The following is a 19,940-nucleotide window of genomic DNA, read 5'->3' on the forward strand; positions in this document are numbered from 1 at the left end:
TGAAAGAAACCCAGTAAAGGTTACCGGGTTTCTTTTTCATGTTTGTTTTTATGTTTTGAAATGGAGTGGGCCGGCCCGCATGAAAATCCTGCAACCATGATAACAACCCCTATCCACCTCACGGCATAGAAATCAGTGTCGCGCAGGAATATTAATGAAACTAAGGTCATAAGCGCCCCGATTATAACGGCAGCTGTGCCGATAATACTTGATTTCTCCATATAAAAACTCCTTTATGAATGTTTGGTTAACGTATTGGGTTAGAATATAACATATCAGGGTAATGCGGAAATGGATTTTCTGCGATGTCTGAAGTAAGATGAAAACGAAACGCCAAGGGAGCCGGCTCCCTTGGCGTTTTTTATGCTTGAAACAAGATGCGGCGTTTTGCTGAATCGGGATCACTTTCGACAGCGGTATCCGTGTTGAAAAGCAAAGTTTCGCGTGAATCGGTATCATATTCAGGCCAATTGAAGTGAGAGGTGTTCGGGTTTCCGGTTTTTGCAAAAGCGAGCCATGCGGATTGGATTTGTTTGGAAAGCTGTTCTGCGTCATCACCGAGCGGTTCTTGCAGCGTCTTTCTCAAAGAATCAAAGTTTCCGAACACAAACGGCAATTCCAGAGCGTGAACGGCTTTATGAAACGGCGGTGTTTCGCCATGCCAATCAAAGCGGTACATCCAGACCGGTGCGTGCTGCGACTGTCCTTGTGCGAAAGCGACAGCCGGCCGCCAGAAAATCAGATCCGTCATCATATCGATTTGTCCCTTTAATGAATGCGGATATAAATCTGCTGCTTGCTCGGTGCAGTTCTCTCCGAGGTAATAATGCAAATAATCTTGCTGCTTTTTCTCGGAATGAATGTCTGTATCAGGGGTGAAAAACAAATATGCTTCATCACGATTGGTTCCGATGATCATAGGTATGCCTTCTGCGGCCCCGTCTGCTATGGCTTTCACCGATTCCGCAGGCAATGTGGCCGGATCGATGGCGGGCTGAAACAAAAGCTGAAAAATGTTTTGATCTAGTGAGCGCCGCACTTTATCCGCAGTCTTAAGCAGGTCATTAACGGAAAGCTCCTGCAATTGATCAGTGCCGGCTTCATGAATAAATGCCGCCGCGATGTCTTTTGCCATGTCCGCCGGGATCGTATGAGAGGCGCCGCTTTCTAAAATGGCTTTATGAAACAGGCCTTTTGCGTCAGGCATTGCCATAAGGGAGGCGATGCTCATGCCGCCTGCCGATTCACCAAATATCGTGACGTTATCCGGGTCTCCTCCGAATTCAGAGATATTGTCCTTCACCCAGCGCAGCGCGGCGATCTGATCGAGCAGCCCGATATTGGCGGAATACGCGTCATGAATAGAAGACAAATGTAAAAAGCCTAACGGTCCGAGCCTGTAATTGAGTGTGACTACAATGACATCTCCGTCAGCGGCAAGGGCAGATCCGTCGTAAAGCGGTTCGCTTCCGGCACCTAAATAAAATGCCCCGCCGTGTATCCATACCATGACAGGCTTTTTTTCGCCCTCTGAATCGGGGGCGAAAACATTGAGGTAAAGGCAATCTTCAGATTGAGCCGGTATATCTCCGGAAAACGATATAGACAGCATATCATCCGGCTGCGGACAAACCGGTCCGAACGAATCGGCATGTTTTACGCCGTCCCAAGGTGCGGGCGGCTCCGGCGCTTTAAATCTGAGCTCTCCGACGGGCGGCTTCGCGTACGGTATGCCCTTCCATATGCGGGCACCGCGGCCGGCAGTTCCTTTCAGTGCGCCGGAGCGGGTTTGAACGGTAAGTTTTGTCATGATTTCATCCCCTTTTTTCTTTTCATTATAAACAGAGATGAAGACATGAAGCGAATAAAAGCCTTTTCATCAGCATATCATCAGTAACGCTTCCGTTCTAAAAATGATCTGACTTCCTGAACGGACAAGCCGAGTTCTTTGGCTTCCTGCATCAGCGCTTTCCATTCCTCAATGTTGGATTCAGTCAGTTTTCTGTTGCGGTAGGGTGCGGGCTCCGGGCGTTTTTCAGTCAGTTTGTTCGTAAAGGTGAACAGTTCTTCTTTCGGCATGCCTGACTGCACGGCCTGCACAAGGTGGATGCGCCACTCATCTTCCGTGCCTCCCATGTGATGCAGCATCGTTTCGGCATCAAAAAGCTCCGTCAGATCGACCTGCAGGGTGGCGGATACTTTTTTCAGAAATTGGATGGACGGATTTGAGTGAACCCCCCGTTCTATCTTGCTTAAATAAGATTTAGAGACACCTGCTTCAACTGCTAGCTGATTAATAGAGTAGCCTTTTCTTCTGCGGTATAAACGAATTATTCTTCCAATCATTGTGCTGAATTCTCCCCTGTATACTGGCATTTTTTGTTCATTATAAGAAATTTTTCGTTCTTTATAAAATTTAAAATTATAAGGTAAGTGCAGTAAATAAGAGGAAAATCATGATAATGTTCTTTAAAAAGAACTAAATGGCTTAATTTGAAATTTTCAAATTTCGACCTTTTCTTTTATAATCCAATCATTAACAGAAGGGGGCGTTTAAGCCTGATGCAATAAGGATGAGGCTGTAATTACATGAATGAGAATATGAGTTTTAAAGAATTATTTGACATTATTAAACACAGATTTTTACTGATTTTTATCATGACAGCAGTTGTAACGCTGGTGACGGGATACATCCAATTCCGGGTGATTTCGCCCGTTTATCAGTCATCGACCCAAGTGCTCATTCATGAAACAAGCGGTGAAAAAAATTCTAATCTCAGCGACGTTCAGCTGAATCTTCATTACAACAATACGTTTCAAACGATAATGAAAAGCCCGGTTGTGCTTGAGAAAGTGAAGCAGACGCTGCATCTTTCTGAGACGGCATCCGCTTTAAAAGCAAAGATCACGACAAGCAGCGAAACCGATTCAGAGATCATTACCGTAGCGGTGCAGGACGAGAATCCGAAACAGGCCGCCGCTATAGCGAACACGCTGATGAAGACATTTAAAAAAGAAGTCCGTGACAGGATGAATATAAAAGGCGTCATTGTTTTGTCTGAGGCAAAAGCATCGGAAAGCCCGATGGTCAAGCCTTCGCGCATCCGAAATATCATGATGGCGTTCGGTGCGGCTCTCATGGCGGGTGTGACGCTTGCGTTTTTTCTCCACTTTCTTGATGAAACCGTTAAAAGCGAGCGGCAGCTCAGCGAAAAAACAGACTTGCCTGTTTTAGGGGTTGTGTATGACATCAAAAATCAGCAGACACGGTCTGATGAAAAACATTTCGGGGAGTGAGGCGTTTGGGATTCAGAAAAAAGAAATCAAGAAGGGGACTGGCTCAAATATCCGTTTTACATCACAAATCATTGGTGGCTGAACAATACCGCACCATTCGGACAAATATTGAGTTCTCCTCTGTTCAGACCCATTTGCGCTCTATTCTCGTCACTTCTTCCGTTCCGGGAGAAGGAAAATCATTCAGCGCCGCCAACCTTGCCGCGGTATTTGCGCAGCAGGAAAAAAAGGTGCTGCTCGTCGATGCGGATTTACGAAAACCGACGATACACGAGACCTATCAGCTTGAAAATGTACAAGGCCTTACGAATGTGTTAGTCGGAAACGCTTCCCTCGGCGAAACGGTGCAAAAAACGCTGATTGATAACCTTTACGTCTTAACGAGCGGGCCGACGCCGCCGAATCCGGCTGAGCTTTTATCTTCAAAGGCGATGGGAGAGCTGATTCAGGAGATGTACAGCCGGTACAGTCTGGTTATTTTCGATTCACCTCCGCTTTTGGCTGTGGCGGACGGACAGATTTTAGCGAACCAGACAGATGGAAGCGTTCTCGTCGTCTTGAGCGGAAAAACGAAAATGGATACCGTCCAAAAGGCGAGAGACGCTCTCCAGCAGTCAAAGGCAAAGCTTTTGGGGGCGCTGCTGAATAAAAAGAAAATCAAAAAAACGGAGCACTACTCTTATTGAGCGGTGCAGGTGATGTCTCCTTACCTTTATCAACGGAGGCACTCGGCTCTGCTGTGGGCGGCGTTTTTCGCCGCCTTAGATGCTGGTCGTCGGTGGCGGGGTGTGAGGACGGGTTAAATGCCCAATTTTATCTTAAGATGATGCATTGTTATCGGCTTAGCTGTTATGTCTGTTTTTACGAAAACCGTATCAGCTAAACCGATAAATGAGGAGGGGAAAGATTGACTTACCGGAGAAGACTTTCAATGATTTTTGCATTGGATACGTATCTCGTTTTACTTTCCGTTGTTATAGGATATCAATTTTTTGAGGATTCTTATCACTTTTATGACTCCGGAGCGTTGCTGCTGACTGCCGTGAGCATGCTGATCAGCCATCATGTATGCGCTTTTATGTTTCACCAGTATAAGCAGGTATGGACGTACACGGGAATAGGCGAGCTGCTTGCCTTGATGAAGGGGATCACGCTGTCAGCAGCCGTAACAGCGGCCGTCCAATACGGGGTGTTCCACACGATTTTGTTCCGGCTGTTGGCCGTCAGCTGGATGGTTCAGCTATTGTTCATCGGAGGAAGCCGGATGATTTCACGGGTGCTGAAAGAAACGATCGGCAGGAAGCAAAATGACTCTTCCCGGGCGCTGATCATCGGCGCAGGTTCGGGGGGGACGCTGCTCGTCCGTCAGCTTACCCAGAAAAACGATCTCGGAATCATGCCTGTGGCTTTTATTGATGATGATCAGACAAAGCATAAGCTTGAAATCATGGGCCTGCCCGTCATCGGCGGAAAAGAAAGCATTATGCCGGCGGTGCAGAGGCTGAGAATTCACCATATCATCATTGCCATTCCGTCTCTTTGCACCCATGAGCTTCAGACGTTATACAAAGAATGTGTGCAGACGGGCGCCCATATTAAAATCATGCCGCAATTTGACGAGATCCTGCTCGGAACGCAGGCTGCCGGACACATCAGAGATGTAAAAGCCGAAGATCTGCTCGGCAGAAAGCCGGTCACCCTTGATACAAGCAAAATTTCTGACAGCATCAAGGGAAAAACGATTCTGGTCACGGGCGCCGGCGGCTCAATCGGTTCTGAGATCTGCCGCCAGATCAGCGCGTTTCTTCCGCGGGAAATCGTCCTTCTCGGCCACGGGGAGAACAGCATTCATTCCGTACATACCGAGCTGTCCGCACGCTTCGGCAAAGAGGTGCTCTTTCACGCGGAGATCGCCGATATTCAGGACAGAGATAAAATCTTTACTTTGATGAAAAAATACGAGCCGCACGTCGTCTATCATGCGGCTGCCCATAAACATGTGCCGTTAATGGAACATAATCCCGAAGAAGCCGTTAAAAACAACATTATCGGCACGAAAAATGTCGCCGAAGCCGCCGACATGTGCGGAACGGAAACCTTCGTGCTGATTTCTTCTGACAAAGCGGTCAATCCGGCCAATGTCATGGGGGCGACGAAACGGTTTGCAGAAATGGTCATCATGAACCTCGGAAAGGTCAGCCGCACCAAATTCGCCGCCGTCCGTTTCGGAAATGTGCTCGGAAGCCGCGGCAGCGTCATTCCGATTTTCAAAAAGCAGATTGAAAAAGGCGGACCCGTCACCGTCACGCACCCGGCGATGACAAGATATTTTATGACGATTCCCGAAGCGTCAAGACTCGTCATTCAGGCCGGGGCGCTTGCAAAAGGGCGGCAGATTTTCGTTCTGGATATGGGAGAACCCGTCAAAATCGTCGATCTGGCAAAAAACCTGATTCATTTATCAGGCTATACGACAGAACAGATTCCCATCGAATTCTCCGGCATCCGCCCGGGAGAAAAGATGTATGAAGAATTGCTGAATCATAATGAAGTACATACGGAGCAGATTTTTCCGAAAATCCATATCGGGAAAGCGGTGGACGGGAATTGGGCCGTGCTCATCCGTTTTATGGAGGAATTCAGCCGTCTGCCTGAAGAAGAGCTGAGAAAAAGGCTGTTTGAGGCGATCGAATCAGTACATGAAGAAGCGGCCGCAGGCGTGTGATGGGAGGACAGAAAGATGACGAAAAAAGTATTATTCTGCGCCACTGTCGATTATCATTTTAAAGCCTTTCATCTTCCGTATTTTCAATGGTTTCAGGATATGGGCTGGGAGGTGCACGTCGCGGCAGGCGGCAATATGAATCTTCCGTTCGTTGATGAAAAGTTTTCCATTCCGATCCGGCGCTCGCCGTTTCATCCCGAAAATCTTTCTGTTTACAGGCGGCTGAAACGGCTTATTCAGGACAACGGCTACGACATGATTCACTGTCATACGCCGGTCGGCGGCGTGCTGGCACGCCTTGCGGCGAGACAAGCGCGCCAAAAAGGGACAAAGGTGCTGTACACCGCGCACGGCTTTCACTTCTGCGACGGAGCGCCCCTGAAAAACTGGCTTCTTTATTACCCGATCGAAAAATTTCTTTCTTCTTATACGGATTGTTTAATTACGATTAATGAAGAGGATTACGAACGGGCCAAGCAAATGAAAAAAACAGATTACGGCGCGAAGAAAATACACGGCATCGGCGTGAATACAGACAGGTTTCGCCCTGTGAGCCGGGAAGAGAGTGAACGTCTGAGAGAAAAACACGGCTTCAGCGCCGGGGAATTTATTCTCGTATATCCCGCTGAATTAAACGGCAATAAAAACCAGGGACTTCTCATTGAGACTGCGGCACTGCTGAAGAACCGCATCCCGGAGCTGAAACTCGTATTTGCCGGAGAAGGCGCGATGGAAGAGCCGTACAGAAAAAAGGCTGAATCACTCGGTGTATCTGACATTGTGCGGTTTTACGGTTTTTGCCGCGATATTCATGAACTGATTCAGCTTGCTAATCTGTCTGTCGCCTCAAGCATCCGCGAAGGGCTCGGCATGAATCTGCTTGAAGGAATGGCTGCCGAAAAGCCGGCCGTTGCCGCGGACAACAGGGGGCACCGTGAGATCATCGAAGACGGCGTGAACGGTTTTCTCGTGCCGGCAGGGGACAGCGCGGCATTTGCCGATCGGATTGAAAAGCTGTACCGCTCCCCGGGTCTGCGAAAAGCAATGGGACAAGAAGGGCGCAGGACGGCGGAATGTTTTTCGGAAACACGTACGGTAAAGGAAATGGCGCACATTTACGCCGGTTATATGGATAAAAAGGAGAAAAGCGTATGAATGCAGGAGCACAACCGAAAATTTCCGTCATCATGGGAATTTATAATTGCGAAGAGACTTTAGCGGAGAGTATTGAATCCATCCTGAGCCAATCTTATAAGAATTGGGAACTGATTATGTGTGATGACGCGTCAACTGACGGAACGTATCAGATTGCGCGCCGTTACGCGGATCATTACGGCGACCGGATTACGCTGATTCAAAATAAGACAAATCAACGGCTTGCCGCTTCGCTTAACCGCTGTCTGACATACGCAACGGGGGATTATATCGCCAGGCAGGACGGTGATGACATCTCCAACCCGAGGAGACTGGAAAAACAGGCCGCTTTCTTAAACAAGCACGCCCACTATCAAGTCGTAGGCACGGGGATGCTCGTATTTGACGAATTCGGTGTAAGGGGCGCCCGGCTTTTGCCGCCCGTGCCGAAACCGGGAATTATGGCGAAAGGCACACCATTCTGCCACGGCACCATTATGATGCGGGCCGAAGCGTACAAAGCGCTTGGCGGCTACCGGTCAGTCAGGCGGACGCGGCGGATGGAGGATATCGATTTGTGGCTGCGCTTTTTTGAAGCGGGTTTCCGGGGGTACAATCTCCAAGAAACGCTGTATAAAGTCAGAGAGGACAGTGATGCGTTTAAAAGAAGATCGTTTACGTATTCCATTGATAACGCGGTCCTCGTTTTTCAGGCATGCAGACGGCTGAAGCTGCCGCTTTCCCATTACGCGTATATCGCAAAACCGCTCATCCGCGCCATTACGCCGCCCGCGGTCATGAACCGTTATCATAAAAACAGGGACATCCGCCAAAAAGAAGGGCTTGCCGAACATGACTGACAAACCGATGCGGGTGCTGCACATCTTCAGCGGGATGAACAGGGGCGGCGCAGAAACGATGATGATGAATTTGTACCGGAAGATGGACAGAACGAAGGTGCAGTTTGATTTTTTAACCCATAGGAACGATCCGTGCGCTTATGATGAGGAAATTCTCGCTCTCGGCGGACGGCTTTTTTATGTGCCGAGCATCGGCAGCACAAACCCGATTACATTTGTGAAACAGGTCAAGCGGGTGATTCAGGAAAAAGGCCCGTTTGCCGCCGTGCACGCCCATACCGATTTTCAGTCGGGATTCATCGCGCTTGCCGCTCGTTTAGCCGGCGTCCCGGTGCGGATCTGCCATTCGCACAGTACGTCGTGGCGGGGGCGGGCGTCGCGGCTTGCCGGGATGCAGCTGTTTGTTTTCAGACGGCTGATCACGGCAAACGCCACGGCACTGTGCGCCTGCGGAAAAGACGCGGGCCGTTTCTTATTCGGGAAAGAAAAAGACGTGCATCTTTTGCCGAACGGCATTGATCTCGGCTTATTTGCCGGCGGGGGCGCGGACACAGAAGCTGAAAAAAGGAAGCGGGGCATTGCAGACGGCCGTTTGGTGATCGGCCATATCGGCCGCTTTACAGAAGAAAAAAACCATGAATTTCTGCTCCGGCTGGCAGCTGATATGAAAGAGCGGGGCATCGGTTTACAGCTGATTCTCGCCGGAGACGGTCCGCTTCGCACCGACATGGAAAATCTGGCGGCGAAGCTGGGGCTTGATGATGATGTGCGTTTTATCGGCATAGAAGACCGCGTTCATGCCCTGCTGAAAACGCTGGATGTATTTGTCATGCCGTCTCTTTATGAAGGGCTGCCCGTCACGCTCGTTGAAGCGCAGGCCTCCGGGGTGCCGTGCGTGATATCAGACGGCATAACGGAAGAAGCCGATGCAGGGCTCGGGCTGGTCAAAAGGCTCAGCCTCAAAGAACCGCCCGGACAATGGGCATCCGCGGTGTTACGGGCAGCAGAGGCGGCAAAGCCTGACGGGGCGCGCATTAAAGAAACCCTCAGACGGCAGGGATATGACGCGGGAGAAAATGCGGGGGCTGTTATGAAGCTTTACAATATGAATTGGAAAAAGGAACAGTAACGAATGATTGTATATGTAGTCAATATGGGAATTGTGTATATTTGGTCATGGTTCGCGAAAATGTGCGGCGGGCGTGATCAATCGCTTTCGACCGGATACCGGCCGAATCAGCTCGTCATGATCGTTCCGTTGCTATCGCTCGTATTGGTCTCCGGTTTGCGCTACAGAGTCGGGACGGATTTTCAGACGTACGCGCTGATGTACAAGCTGGCGGGAAATTACGGCAGCATTTGGGAGATCTTCGGGTTCGGAGCGAAAAAAGCAGCCGTTGATCCGGGGTTTACGGCTCTCATCTGGCTCATGAATTTTATCACGAAAGATCCGCAAATCATGTATTTCACCGTGGCGGTCGTGACGTGCAGCTTTATTTTAAAGGGGCTCGTTGAGTTCGGCCGTCCGTTTGAGCTGAGTGTGTTTTTGTTTTTGGGCACGTATCACTATTACGCTTCCTTTAACGGGATCAGGCAGTATATGGTGGCGGCCGTTTTGTTTTGGGCCGTCCGCTACGTGATCAGCGGAAGCTGGAAGCGTTATATGTCAATCGTGCTGCTGTGTTCGCTTTTTCATTCCTCAGCGCTGATTATGATTCCGGTTTATTTTCTCGTCAGAAAAAAAGCCTGGTCGCCTGCGATTTTCGGACTGTCGGCATTGTTTCTTCTTATGACGTTTCTGTATCAGAAGTTCATTTCGCTTTTTGTCGTCGTGCTGGAAAACAGCTCATACGGCCATTATGAGAAATGGCTGATGACCAATACGAACGGGATGAACGTCGTAAAAATCGCGGTGCTGCTTCTGCCGCTGTTTTTGGCTTTCTGCTATCGGGAGCGGTTGCGGAAGCTCTGGCCTGACATTGATGTCATCGTGAATTTCTGTCTGCTCGGCCTGCTCTTCGGTCTTTTGGCGACAAAGGATGTTATTTTCGCCCGGTTTAATATATATTTCGGCCTGTACCAAATGATCTTGATCCCTTATTTTGTGAGAATTTTTGATGAAAAATCAAATGCGCTGATTTATATCGCCATTATTGTCTGTTATTTTCTTTACAGTTACTTGCTTATGCCGGTCGATTCGTCTGTGCTTCCGTACAGAACGATTTTTTCCCGGTAATGGACATTGGAGGTTTATATGGAAACACCCGCGGTCAGTTTATTAATTGCTGTGTATAATACGGAAACTTATTTAGAAAGATGCTTAGATTCATTGCTCAATCAGTCGCTCGCCAATATCGAAATCGTGGCCGTTAATGACGGGTCAACGGATCAAAGCCCGGCGATTCTTGAAACCTATCAGAAGCGGGATGAGAGAATCCGGGTCATTCATCAGCAAAACCGTGGGCTCGGCGCGGTCCGCAACAAGGGGATCGCGGCGGCGCGCGGCGAATTTATCGCTTTTATTGATGCGGACGACTGGGTTGAACCTGATTATTGCCTGCGCATGTATGAAAAAGCGAAGGCTGATCAGGCTGATCTCGTGATTTGCGAATATGCGGCCGAATTTGCGGATACGGGGAAAACCGCCGTTTCAACGATCGCTTCAGCGTACGCGGGGCGCCCGAAACAACTGTACCTGAAAGATTTATTTGAAGGAAGGGTCAGCGGTTTTTCATGGAACAAGCTGTACAAAAGAACCATGATCGAGCATCATCAGCTGCGCTTTCCGCTTCGTGATGAGCTGGAGCACGTGGAGGATCAGTACTTCAGCCTCCGGGCGCATGTTTTCGCAGGTGCGGTCTCGTACGTGGATCAGCCGCTCTATCATTATCGGATTCACTTGACTTCCATTGTGCAAAGCTATCAGAAAAAGCTGTTTGACTCAGGTCTCGTTCTCTATCGGCTGAACGAGGCTTTTTTGCGTGAAAACGGCTGCTTACAGGAATACCGGCAGGAGCTGGATTTTTTCATCGTTCAGCACGGAACAGTCTGCCTGCTGAATGAATGGAAGCGGAATAACGGCGGCCGGTTTTCTGAGAAGTGGAAGAATATCAGCCGGATATGCGCTGATCCCGTGTTTCGCCTGAGCCTTTCCAAAACCGGAACGGCGCCGTTTGACGCCAAACGCTCATGCCTTCTGCTTTTGGCGAAGCTGAAGCTGATTCCGTTCGTGTCGCTGGCATCAGCCGCGTATCAGCGGGCAATCGAGTACAAAATGAAAATCAGAGGGTGAAGACATGTCGATACAATCTTTAAAAATCAATCTCGCGGAATGGCTGTTGCTTAAGGTCAAATACCCGTCCCAATTTCATTTCGGAACGGCAGCGGATGGGGCGGGGCTTACAGCGGCAAGAAAAAAGATCATTCTGACGCTGCTCCCGTCCCACGATAATCTCGGCGATCACGCCATCGCCTACGCAAGCAAAACGTTTCTTGAACGGGAGTATCCCGATTTTGACATTGTCGAGGTGGATATGAAGGATATATACAGATCCGCAAAAGCGCTGATCAAAAAGCGCCACCCCGATGATATGGTATTCATCATCGGCGGCGGGAACATGGGGGATTTGTACCGGTATGAGGAATGGACGCGCCGCTTTATCATAAAAACATTCCGGCAATATCGGATCGTTCAGCTTCCGGCGACGGCTCACTTTTCTGAATCAAAAAAGGGACGGAAGGAATTGAAGCGCGCCCGAAAAGTGTACAATGCGCATCCCGACCTTTTGTTAATGGCGAGAGATGAGACGACGTATCAATGGATGAAGCGTCATTTTCCCGGAAAAAAAGTGCTCAAACAGCCTGACATGGTCTTATATTTGGATAAAAGCGAGCGGCGCATCCCGCGGGAAGGGATCTACCTCTGTTTACGGGAGGATAAGGAGAGTGCGCTGACGGCAGAGGACAGAACGATGGTAAAAGAAGCTTTGGCAAAAGAGTACGGAGAGCTGTATTCCTTTACGACGACGGTCGGCCGGAGGGTCAGCCGCCATACGCGTGAAAAGGAGCTGGAGGCGCTTTGGAATACGCTGAAAGGCGCGGAAGCCGTCGTCACTGACAGGCTTCACGGGATGATTTTTTGTGCGCTGACGAAAACGCCTTGTGTCGTCATTCGTTCGTTTGATCATAAGGTGATGGAAGGCTATCAATGGCTGAAAAACATACCGAACATGACATTGCTTGAACGTCCAGACCCTGAAGCTGTAACGGCCGCCGTAAACCGGCTGCTCAGCGGCAAGCATGAGGAAGGCGGTTCTTTGCGCAGTGTTTATTTTGCCGGGCTGCGCTCGAAAATCAGCGGTGATGCCCAATGACCGCGCCGCTTGTGAGCGTGATCGTGCCGATGTATAAGACAGAGCCTTTTATGAAAGAATGCGCGGTTTCTTTAACAAAACAGACGCTGAGAGACATCGAAATCATTTTCGTCAATGACGGTTCACCGGATCAGTCAGGGCGGATTGCTGAACAATTCGCCGCAGAAGATGCGAGAATCCGGGTGATTCATAAAGAAAACGGCGGCCTCAGCTCGGCCCGCAATGCCGGAATAAAAGCCGCCCGCGGCCGTTATATCGGTTTTGCGGACGGCGATGACTATGTGACGGAAACGATGTTCGAGCGGCTTTATGAAGAAGCGGAGAAGAACCGGCTGGATATCGCCGGATGCGGCTATTATAAAGAAACGCCGTCTAAGAAAAGAACATATATGCCGCCGTCCCTTCCGCCGGGCCGCGTCTTCACAGCGGATGAAATGACTGCATTGCTGACCCGCGCGCACGAACATCGGTTTATTTGGTATGTGTGGCGCTATATATACCGGAGAGAAGCATTGCAAGGGCTGTTGTTCCATGAAGATATCCGGTTTGCCGAAGACTCTCCGTTTAATTTGGCAGCGTTCCGCCAAGCCGCACGTATCAAAGTGATAGACGAAGGGCTGTATATCTACCGGGAAAATCCGCAAAGTCTTACAGAAACCCCGTTTAAGCCCCACTTAGATCACGAACTGCAAAAGCAATATAAAGCGAAAATGGCTTTTTATGAGGAAAACGGGCTGACGGACGCCTGCCGGAGCGATATCGATACATATTTGTGCAAGCATCAGATTCCGATGCTGATCGCCAACGCATGCGCCGCCCCGCAGCCGTCACATCAGATTACGGCGCACATCGGCAGAATCTTAACGTATGACATGGTAAAAACGGCGGTGCGCAGGACGCCGTGCCGCCATAAACAGCTGCTGGCGGGGGAGCGCGTGGTGCTCGGTCTGTGCAAAATGCGCCTTCCTCTTCTTCTGCATGCGTTTTTCGAACGGAAATCGAAAGAGAAAGGCAGTGCGGAAGGAGCATGAAATTTGCCATTAATTTCGGCGCCAATGTGACGGCGTTTTTACTATCGGTGTTTTTATCAGTGTGGATGACGCCCTTTATTGTGAAAACATTAGGTGTGGAGGCTTTTGGGTTTGTCCATCTGACACAGAATATCATTAACTATTTCTCTATTATTACCGTTGCACTGAGCTCTGTCGTTGTGAGGTTTTTCTCCGTCGCCGCCCACAGGGGGAACAGGGACGAGGCCAATGCGTATGTAAGCAATTATTTAGCCGCGTCAGTCGTGATATCTCTATTACTCGCTGTGCCGCTCGCCGGGACGGCTTTTTTTATTGACAAGATTATGAATGTGCCGGCCGGCCTCTTAACGGATGTGAGGCTCTCTATCGTGATCGGCAGCGTGCTGTTTATGCTGACGTTTTTTATGGCGGGTTTCGCGACGGGGCCGTTTTTTGCCAACAAGCTTTATATCACAAGCTCCATTCAGGCCGTGCAAATGCTGGTCAGGGTGCTGTGTGTGCTCGCTCTGTTTACGTGCCTGCCGCCGAAAATCTGGCAGATCCAGCTTTCGGCATTAGCGGGGGCCGTCTGTGCGGCCGTGCTGACTTTTTTCTTTTTTAAGAAATTGATTCCGTGGTTTTCTTTCAGCCGTAAAACCTTGTCATTACAGACGAGCAAAGTGCTGTTTTCAGCCGGTGCCTGGAGCTCTGTCAACCAGATCGGCGTGCTGCTGTTTCTGCAGATTGACCTCATGACGGCCAACCTCGTGCTGGGGCCGTCTGAGGCGGGTGTCTATGCGGCGATTATTCAATTCCCGCTCCTGCTCAGAAGTCTTGCCGGGACGCTTGCTTCCCTGTTTGCGCCGGTTTTGACTTCCTATTACTCAAAAGGGGATATGGAAGGTCTCCTGTCTTACGCCAATAAGGCTGTGCGGATGAACGGGCTTCTGCTCGCGCTTCCCGCCGCATTATTAGGAGGGCTTGCCGAACCGTTTCTGGCAATTTGGCTGGGCCCGTCGTTTGTGCAGACGGCGCCGCTTTTATATATTCACGCCGCGTATTTGGCGGTCAGTCTCTCTGTCATGCCGCTTTTTTACGTATGGACGGCTTTTAATAAACAAAAAACGCCCGCCGTCGTTACTTTATGTTTAGGCGGACTGAATGTCATATTGGCCGTGGTTCTCAGCGGACCGGCACATCTCGGGCTGTACGGCATCACCATCGCCGGTGCAGTCTCTCTCATTTTGAAAAATGCCGTCTTCACGCCGCTGTATGTTTCGCATATTACGGGCTTTCAGAAAACCGCGTTTTACAAAGGCATGTTCGGCCCGTTGGCGGCGGCCGTATTTGCCTGGGCTGTCTGCCGGGGTATCCGGCTGTTTTCACCGCTTGACAGCTGGGCCGGCCTGATCACCGCGGGGCTTGCCGTATGCATGAGCTATGCCGCATTCGCTTTTTTCTTCATTTGTACGAAAGAAGAAAGGCGGCTTGCTTTACAGAAATGCCGAAAAGTGAAAGGAGCTGTTCAGATTTGAAGGCGAAACGTGTATTTGATATAGCGGCCGCGATGTTGTTATTGTGCGGCGCGAGCGTCATCCTTCTCTTCGCCATGGCAGCCGTCAGATGCGCCATCGGGTCTCCGGTATTGTTCAAACAGACGAGACCGGGGCATAACGGGCGTCCGTTTACGTTGTATAAACTCAGAACGATGACGGATGCGCGTGATGAAAACGGTGTGCTGCTTCCGGATCATCTCCGTCTGACCAAAACGGGAAGGCTGATCAGAAAACTGAGCATCGATGAGCTTCCCCAGCTTTTTAATGTGCTCAAAGGAGATATCAGTCTTGTCGGCCCCCGCCCTTTGCTGATGGATTATCTGCCGCTTTACACGGCGGAGCAGGCGCGGCGCCACGAGGTGAAGCCGGGGATTACGGGCTGGGCGCAGATTAACGGGAGAAACGCGATTTCATGGGAGGAAAAATTCAAGCTTGACGTGTGGTATGTCGACAACCGCTCATTCCTTCTCGACTTAAAGATTCTGCTTTTAACGGTGAAAAAAGTTCTCGTATCAGAAGGCATACACCAAGACGGCCAAGTGACGGCAAAGCGCTTCACAGGCAACGGAGATATGTCATCGTGAAAAAGGTCGTGCTGATCGGAAACGGCGGACACGGAAAAGTGGTGAAGGAAATCGTGCAGGCCCGTTCCGATATGGAGCTTGCGGGCGTATTGGACGACGGATTCAGCGGTTTTGCCGTTCGGAACGGTTTATATACGGGCCGGACGAAAGACGTGCACATGCTTCTGCAACTCGTCCCCGAAGCCGTGTTCACGATATGTATCGGCCGCAACGGCGTCAGAAAGCAGTTCGCTGAAACGCTTGGGCTTGAAGATGACGATTATGCCGCACTCATTCACCCCGGGGCGATCGTCAGTGAAACGGCTTCCGTCGGACACGGAACGGTTGTGATGGCGGGCGCCGTCATTCAGGCGGGCGCTGACATCGGCGCCCATTGCATCATCAATACGGGGGCGGTTGCCGATCATGACAATGCAATCGGAGATTACGTCCATCTTTCACCGCGCGCGGCGCTTGCCGGCGGAGTGAAAGTAGGGGAAGGAACGCACCTCGGAATCGGCGCGTCCGTCATACCGCAGATTGACATCGGCCCTTGGTCCGTTATCGGCGCGGGGGCTGCGGTCATCAGCCGGATTCCCGGCCATGTGACGGCGGTCGGCGTTCCGGCCCGCGTCATCTCCCCTATCCATAATGAAAAAGGATGATTTCATGCAAACAAACAAACGGATTTATTTGTCTCCGCCTCATATGAGCGGAAAAGAACAGGAATACATCGCAGAAGCCTTCCGTTCCAATTGGATTGCCCCGCTCGGTCCGCTCGTCAATTCGTTTGAAGCGCGGCTCGCGGAATATGCGGGAGTGAAAAGCGCGGCGGCCGTAAGCTCGGGAACGGCCGCCATCCATCTTGCCCTGCGGCTTGCGGGTGTGAAAAAAGGAGACGTTGTATTTTGTCCTTCCTTTACGTTTGTCGCCACGGCGAATCCGATTGTGTATGAGCAGGCTGAGCCCGTTTTTATTGATTCGGAATGGGAGACGTGGAATATGTCGCCCGATGCGCTTGAGCGGGCGCTGCGGGATGCAAAGCGGCGCGGCAGACTCCCGAAAGCGGTGATCGCCGTCAATCTTTACGGCCAAAGCGCGAAAATGGATGAATTAATGAGCCTTTGTGACGCATACGGCGTCTGTCTGATTGAAGACGCTGCCGAGTCCTTAGGATCAACATATAAAGGCAGGCAGAGCGGCACGTTCGGCCGTTTCGGCATTTATTCCTTTAACGGCAACAAAATCATTACAACATCGGGAGGCGGCATGCTCGTGTCTGACGATGAAGCCGCGATTGAAAAAGCGAGGTTTCTTGCGTCCCAGGCGAGAGATGCCGCCGTTCATTACCAGCACAGCGAGCTCGGGTATAACTACAGGCTCAGCAACATTCTCGCGGGCGTGGGGATATCGCAGCTGGAAGTGCTCGAAGATCGCGTCCGGGCGAGGAGAGAAATCTTTCACAGGTATCGGGAAGCGCTGGAAACATATCCGGGCATCCGCATGATGCCGGAGCTTGAAGGAACGGTTTCAAACCGCTGGCTGACGGCTCTGACGCTTGATAACGGCGTGACGCCGGAAGAAGCCGTCGCCTGTCTTGCGGAACAGAACATTGAGGCCCGGCCGCTGTGGAAACCGCTGCATACGCAGCCGCTTTTCCCATCTTCCGTCTTTTATCCTCACAGCGAACATGAGCGGGTCTCTGAGAACCTTTTCAGCCGGGGTATCTGTCTGCCGTCCGGGTCTGACTTGTCTTCTGAGGAGCAGCAGCGTGTCATTGACGCACTTGCGCAATTGTTTGAAACGAAAGGGGAGAAAACATGGACAGCCGCCATGTTATGAGCCGATTAAAAGAGACGCTGACGGGTCTGCTCAGCGTTATACCGCCGCAATCTGACATCATTTATGCCGACTATCCCCTCTACGGAAATGTAGGGGATTTATTGATTATGAAAGGGACGGAGGCGTTTTTTAAAGCGCACGGCATCCGCGTCAGACAGCGCTGGAATCCCGACAATTTTCCATTCGGGCGCCGGGCGGACAAAAAGACGATCATCGTCTGTCAGGGTGGCGGGAATTTCGGGGATCTCTATCCGTACTATCAGACGTTCAGGGAAAAAATCGTCAAATCCTTTCCGGAAAACAGGATCGTCATCCTGCCGCAATCCATCTATTATCAGGATGAGACACGGCTTGAGAAGACAGCGGCGCTTTTTGCGGAGCACAAGGATCTCCACCTGTTTACGAGAGATCATGTGTCATACGAGACTGCGAAACGCTTTTTTTCGGCGAATCATATCGGGCTTATGCCTGATATGGCCCATCAGCTGTATCCGATGGCGGCGTCAGCGGCTCCGTCACGCGGCAGGCTTCATTTTATCCGCACGGATGGGGAAATCAATCCGAAGCTGCAAAACAATTCTTCCGTTAAAAGCTGCGACTGGCAGGATGTGCTGTCAGCAAGCGACCGCAGGGGAATCGCTTTTTTCCAAACGCTGAATGTTTTGAATAAAAAAGCGGGAAACCCGCTGCCGATTGCGCGGTTTTGGAAACGCTATTCCGATTTCTTAACGAAGAAATCGGTCCTGTTTTTCAGCAGGTACGAATCGGTGGAAACGTCAAGGCTTCACGGCCACATTCTGTCCTCGCTTCTCGGGAAACCGAATACCGTCATTGATAATTCATACGGGAAAAACGCCAACTATTATTACACCTGGATGCACGAAGCGCCGGATGTCCGTCTGATCGGGGAAACCGCCGGCACGAAGGAAAACCTTCCGCTGTGAATGAGCGGAAGGTTTATTTTGTTTCTCCGCGTTTTACTTTGTTGTACGCCTCATCCAAATGCTGAATTCTTTTGAGCACAACCGAGTTTTTCGTCAGCTGATCCTGAACAAGGGTTGAGACGACGGAGCGGTAATAGCTGTTCATCGCATGAATTCGGTCTTCATTCGGATTCATTTCAATGTGCTGTGTAAAGTTTTCAATAAAATAAGGAACAGAAAAAAGTTCTGACATCTATAAAGCAACTCCTTTTAATAAGTATATACGGTATGAAACCAATCATGTACAATGAAAAAAGGGGAGTGAGCATGATGGATATCAAACTTCAGCAAACACAAATGTTAAAGCCTCAATTAACGCAAGAGCTTAAACAGGCTATCACATTACTCGGATACAATTCCGCGGAACTGGCCGGATATATTGATGAGCTCTCACTGGAAAACCCTCTGATTGAACGAAAGGAAACAGACACGCCGCCACCATCTTACCATAAAACAAATAAAAACAGGATGAAAGAACGGGACGGAAGCCAGCAGATCAGACTTACCCGCAAAACGCTGCAGGATTCGCTCAAACAACAAGCCTTAGATATGAAGCTGTCCGATGATGAGAAAAAGATTTTCAATTATCTGATACATTCATTGGACTCAAACGGATATTTAAAAGAGGACATACCAGCTGCCGCCGACCATGTATCCGCTTCACAAGAGGAGACGGAAGCGGTTCTGAAAAAGCTTCAGTCCCTTGAGCCCGCGGGAATCGGCGCCAGGTCTTTGCAGGAATGCATCCTTCTTCAGCTCCGCCGTCTTCCCGAGCGGAACGAACAGGCGGAATGGATTGCCGACGCCTATTTTGAGCTATTTGCAAGAAAGAACTGGAAAGCGCTTACACTAAAAACGGGCATTCCGCTTAAAGACATTCAGGACATCGCTGACATGATCAGCGCGCTTGATCCGAGGCCGGGGCTCCGTTATGCGCATGAGGAGCCGGGTTTTTACGTGGAACCGGATATTTTCATCACAGTGAAAAACGGCATCATTCAAGCGCGGCTCAACAGCCGTTCGTTTCCTGACATCCAGCTTCATACCCATTATCAGCCGCTGCTGTCAGCTGCCGGGTGCCGTGACACGAAAAATTATCTGTCGGCAAAATATCAGGAATGGCGCTGGCTGAACCGGGCTTTGTCGCAAAGAAAACAAACGATCACGAGAATTATCGGCGTCCTGACTGAACGGCAGGAATCCTTTTTTCTCACAGGAAAAAGCGGAATGCAGCCGCTGACCTTAAGAGAGGTGGCGGAAACGCTGGAGCTCCACGAATCAACGATCAGCCGGGCCATCAAAGGGAAGTACGTTCAGACGCCGTACGGACTGTATGAAATGAAAACATTTTTCTCGGCGAAAGCTGAATCGTCGGGGGACGGCGGCGCCTCCAATTATGCCGTAAAAGCGCATCTGGAGGCATTGGTCGGTAAAGAAGATAAAAAGAAACCTTTTTCAGACCAAAAGCTTGCCGATCTGCTGCATGAACAATATGACATCCGAATCTCAAGGCGAACCGTCGCCAAATACCGTGACCAATTAAATATTCCGCCGTCATCGGCGAGAAAACGGTACAGCTGAAACCTCCCCGAGCCAA

The 19,940-nt window shown here is 50.3% G+C and carries 20 protein-coding genes; 16 read left to right on the forward strand and 4 right to left on the reverse strand.

Annotated features, from left to right (window positions below; all coding sequences use genetic code 11):
- Positions 1-20 precede the first annotated feature (20 nt).
- The 3 genes from ABK447_RS03235 to slrR all read right to left on the reverse strand — a co-directional run bounded on the left by ABK447_RS03235 (position 21) and on the right by slrR (position 2,346).
- Positions 21-221, reverse strand: a complete 201-nt coding sequence (locus tag ABK447_RS03235) for a hypothetical protein (RefSeq protein ID WP_063636471.1) — start codon at positions 219-221, stop codon at positions 21-23.
- A gap of 140 nt (positions 222-361) precedes the next feature.
- Positions 362-1,810 carry a carboxylesterase/lipase family protein gene (locus ABK447_RS03240; RefSeq protein WP_094031315.1) on the reverse strand — a complete coding sequence of 483 codons (1,449 nt, stop codon included), beginning with the start codon at positions 1,808-1,810 and terminating at the stop codon, positions 362-364.
- A gap of 80 nt (positions 1,811-1,890) precedes the next feature.
- A complete protein-coding gene (gene slrR / locus ABK447_RS03245) occupies positions 1,891-2,346 on the reverse strand; it encodes an HTH-type transcriptional regulator SlrR (protein ID WP_003151541.1) in 456 nt (151 codons plus the stop codon).
- Positions 2,347-2,589: 243 nt separating this feature from the next.
- On the opposite strand from slrR, the gene ABK447_RS03250 reads away from it, so the two are divergent.
- The 15 genes from ABK447_RS03250 (at position 2,590) to ABK447_RS03320 (ending at position 18,304) form a co-directional block, all read left to right on the forward strand.
- Entirely contained in the window at positions 2,590-3,297 is a 708-nt protein-coding gene (locus ABK447_RS03250; protein WP_031378299.1) for a YveK family protein, read from the forward strand.
- 5 nt (positions 3,298-3,302) lie between these two features.
- Complete coding sequence (locus ABK447_RS03255) at positions 3,303-3,983, forward strand: CpsD/CapB family tyrosine-protein kinase (protein ID WP_007407393.1); 681 nt, start codon at positions 3,303-3,305, stop codon at positions 3,981-3,983.
- Between the two features lie 221 nt (positions 3,984-4,204).
- Complete coding sequence (locus ABK447_RS03260; RefSeq protein WP_172645820.1) at positions 4,205-6,022, forward strand: nucleoside-diphosphate sugar epimerase/dehydratase; 1,818 nt, start codon at positions 4,205-4,207, stop codon at positions 6,020-6,022.
- A 15-nt stretch (positions 6,023-6,037) separates the two neighbouring features.
- Positions 6,038-7,177, forward strand: a complete 1,140-nt coding sequence (locus ABK447_RS03265; protein ID WP_025285318.1) for a glycosyltransferase family 4 protein — start codon at positions 6,038-6,040, stop codon at positions 7,175-7,177.
- Positions 7,174-8,016: a glycosyltransferase family 2 protein gene (locus ABK447_RS03270; RefSeq protein WP_012118512.1), complete on the forward strand. Its 843-nt coding sequence runs from the start codon at positions 7,174-7,176 to the stop codon at positions 8,014-8,016. The genes ABK447_RS03265 and ABK447_RS03270 overlap by 4 nt, the downstream gene beginning before the upstream one ends.
- Positions 8,009-9,145 carry a glycosyltransferase family 1 protein gene (locus tag ABK447_RS03275; protein ID WP_094031314.1) on the forward strand — a complete coding sequence of 379 codons (1,137 nt, stop codon included), beginning with the start codon at positions 8,009-8,011 and terminating at the stop codon, positions 9,143-9,145. Before ABK447_RS03270 ends, ABK447_RS03275 begins: the two co-directional genes overlap by 8 nt.
- Positions 9,146-9,148: 3 nt before the next feature.
- Complete coding sequence (locus ABK447_RS03280) at positions 9,149-10,252, forward strand: EpsG family protein (RefSeq protein WP_032867035.1); 1,104 nt, start codon at positions 9,149-9,151, stop codon at positions 10,250-10,252.
- 18 nt (positions 10,253-10,270) lie between these two features.
- Positions 10,271-11,308 (forward strand): glycosyltransferase family 2 protein, encoded by a 1,038-nt coding sequence (locus ABK447_RS03285; protein ID WP_025285316.1) that lies wholly within the window; start codon positions 10,271-10,273, stop codon positions 11,306-11,308.
- Between the two features lie 4 nt (positions 11,309-11,312).
- Positions 11,313-12,389 carry a polysaccharide pyruvyl transferase family protein gene (locus ABK447_RS03290; protein ID WP_017418869.1) on the forward strand — a complete coding sequence of 359 codons (1,077 nt, stop codon included), beginning with the start codon at positions 11,313-11,315 and terminating at the stop codon, positions 12,387-12,389.
- Positions 12,386-13,420, forward strand: a complete 1,035-nt coding sequence (locus ABK447_RS03295) for a glycosyltransferase (protein WP_094031313.1) — start codon at positions 12,386-12,388, stop codon at positions 13,418-13,420. The genes ABK447_RS03290 and ABK447_RS03295 overlap by 4 nt, the downstream gene beginning before the upstream one ends.
- A complete protein-coding gene (locus tag ABK447_RS03300; RefSeq protein ID WP_094031312.1) occupies positions 13,417-14,934 on the forward strand; it encodes an MATE family efflux transporter in 1,518 nt (505 codons plus the stop codon). The genes ABK447_RS03295 and ABK447_RS03300 overlap by 4 nt, the downstream gene beginning before the upstream one ends.
- Complete coding sequence (locus ABK447_RS03305; protein WP_094031311.1) at positions 14,931-15,539, forward strand: sugar transferase; 609 nt, start codon at positions 14,931-14,933, stop codon at positions 15,537-15,539. Before ABK447_RS03300 ends, ABK447_RS03305 begins: the two co-directional genes overlap by 4 nt.
- A complete protein-coding gene (locus tag ABK447_RS03310; protein ID WP_094031310.1) occupies positions 15,536-16,183 on the forward strand; it encodes an acetyltransferase in 648 nt (215 codons plus the stop codon). The genes ABK447_RS03305 and ABK447_RS03310 overlap by 4 nt, the downstream gene beginning before the upstream one ends.
- Before the next feature lie 4 nt (positions 16,184-16,187).
- A complete protein-coding gene (locus ABK447_RS03315; RefSeq protein ID WP_100001624.1) occupies positions 16,188-17,360 on the forward strand; it encodes a DegT/DnrJ/EryC1/StrS aminotransferase family protein in 1,173 nt (390 codons plus the stop codon).
- On the forward strand, positions 17,339-18,304 hold the full coding sequence (locus ABK447_RS03320) for a polysaccharide pyruvyl transferase family protein (RefSeq protein WP_094032510.1): 966 nt from the start codon (positions 17,339-17,341) through the stop codon (positions 18,302-18,304). Before ABK447_RS03315 ends, ABK447_RS03320 begins: the two co-directional genes overlap by 22 nt.
- Before the next feature lie 13 nt (positions 18,305-18,317).
- Here ABK447_RS03320 and yvfG read toward each other — a convergent pair whose 3' ends face one another.
- Positions 18,318-18,536 (reverse strand): protein YvfG, encoded by a 219-nt coding sequence (gene yvfG / locus ABK447_RS03325; protein ID WP_003151570.1) that lies wholly within the window; start codon positions 18,534-18,536, stop codon positions 18,318-18,320.
- Between the two features lie 77 nt (positions 18,537-18,613).
- On the opposite strand from yvfG, the gene rpoN reads away from it, so the two are divergent.
- Entirely contained in the window at positions 18,614-19,924 is a 1,311-nt protein-coding gene (gene rpoN, locus ABK447_RS03330) for an RNA polymerase factor sigma-54 (protein WP_232528642.1), read from the forward strand.
- Positions 19,925-19,940 lie beyond the last annotated feature (16 nt).

The organism is Bacillus sp. hwrm1 (assembly GCF_040207805.1).
Taxonomy (GTDB): domain Bacteria; phylum Bacillota; class Bacilli; order Bacillales; family Bacillaceae; genus Bacillus; species Bacillus velezensis.

What these genes read in the sequence shown, in the direction of transcription:
- ABK447_RS03315 (WP_100001624.1), top strand. Translation starts at nt 16,188, where the DNA reads ATGCAAACAAACAAACGGATTTATTTGTCTCCGCCTCATATGAGCGGA.
- ABK447_RS03270 (WP_012118512.1), top strand. Translation starts at nt 7,174, where the DNA reads ATGAATGCAGGAGCACAACCGAAAATTTCCGTCATCATGGGAATTTAT.
- ABK447_RS03275 (WP_094031314.1), top strand. Translation starts at nt 8,009, where the DNA reads ATGACTGACAAACCGATGCGGGTGCTGCACATCTTCAGCGGGATGAAC.
- ABK447_RS03300 (WP_094031312.1), top strand. Translation starts at nt 13,417, where the DNA reads ATGAAATTTGCCATTAATTTCGGCGCCAATGTGACGGCGTTTTTACTA.
- yvfG (WP_003151570.1), bottom strand. Translation starts at nt 18,536, where the DNA reads ATGTCAGAACTTTTTTCTGTTCCTTATTTTATTGAAAACTTTACACAG.
- ABK447_RS03320 (WP_094032510.1), top strand. Translation starts at nt 17,339, where the DNA reads ATGGACAGCCGCCATGTTATGAGCCGATTAAAAGAGACGCTGACGGGT.
- ABK447_RS03240 (WP_094031315.1), bottom strand. Translation starts at nt 1,810, where the DNA reads ATGACAAAACTTACCGTTCAAACCCGCTCCGGCGCACTGAAAGGAACT.
- ABK447_RS03235 (WP_063636471.1), bottom strand. Translation starts at nt 221, where the DNA reads ATGGAGAAATCAAGTATTATCGGCACAGCTGCCGTTATAATCGGGGCG.
- ABK447_RS03290 (WP_017418869.1), top strand. Translation starts at nt 11,313, where the DNA reads ATGTCGATACAATCTTTAAAAATCAATCTCGCGGAATGGCTGTTGCTT.
- slrR (WP_003151541.1), bottom strand. Translation starts at nt 2,346, where the DNA reads ATGATTGGAAGAATAATTCGTTTATACCGCAGAAGAAAAGGCTACTCT.
- ABK447_RS03265 (WP_025285318.1), top strand. Translation starts at nt 6,038, where the DNA reads ATGACGAAAAAAGTATTATTCTGCGCCACTGTCGATTATCATTTTAAA.
- ABK447_RS03250 (WP_031378299.1), top strand. Translation starts at nt 2,590, where the DNA reads ATGAATGAGAATATGAGTTTTAAAGAATTATTTGACATTATTAAACAC.
- ABK447_RS03280 (WP_032867035.1), top strand. Translation starts at nt 9,149, where the DNA reads ATGATTGTATATGTAGTCAATATGGGAATTGTGTATATTTGGTCATGG.
- ABK447_RS03295 (WP_094031313.1), top strand. Translation starts at nt 12,386, where the DNA reads ATGACCGCGCCGCTTGTGAGCGTGATCGTGCCGATGTATAAGACAGAG.
- ABK447_RS03285 (WP_025285316.1), top strand. Translation starts at nt 10,271, where the DNA reads ATGGAAACACCCGCGGTCAGTTTATTAATTGCTGTGTATAATACGGAA.
- rpoN (WP_232528642.1), top strand. Translation starts at nt 18,614, where the DNA reads ATGGATATCAAACTTCAGCAAACACAAATGTTAAAGCCTCAATTAACG.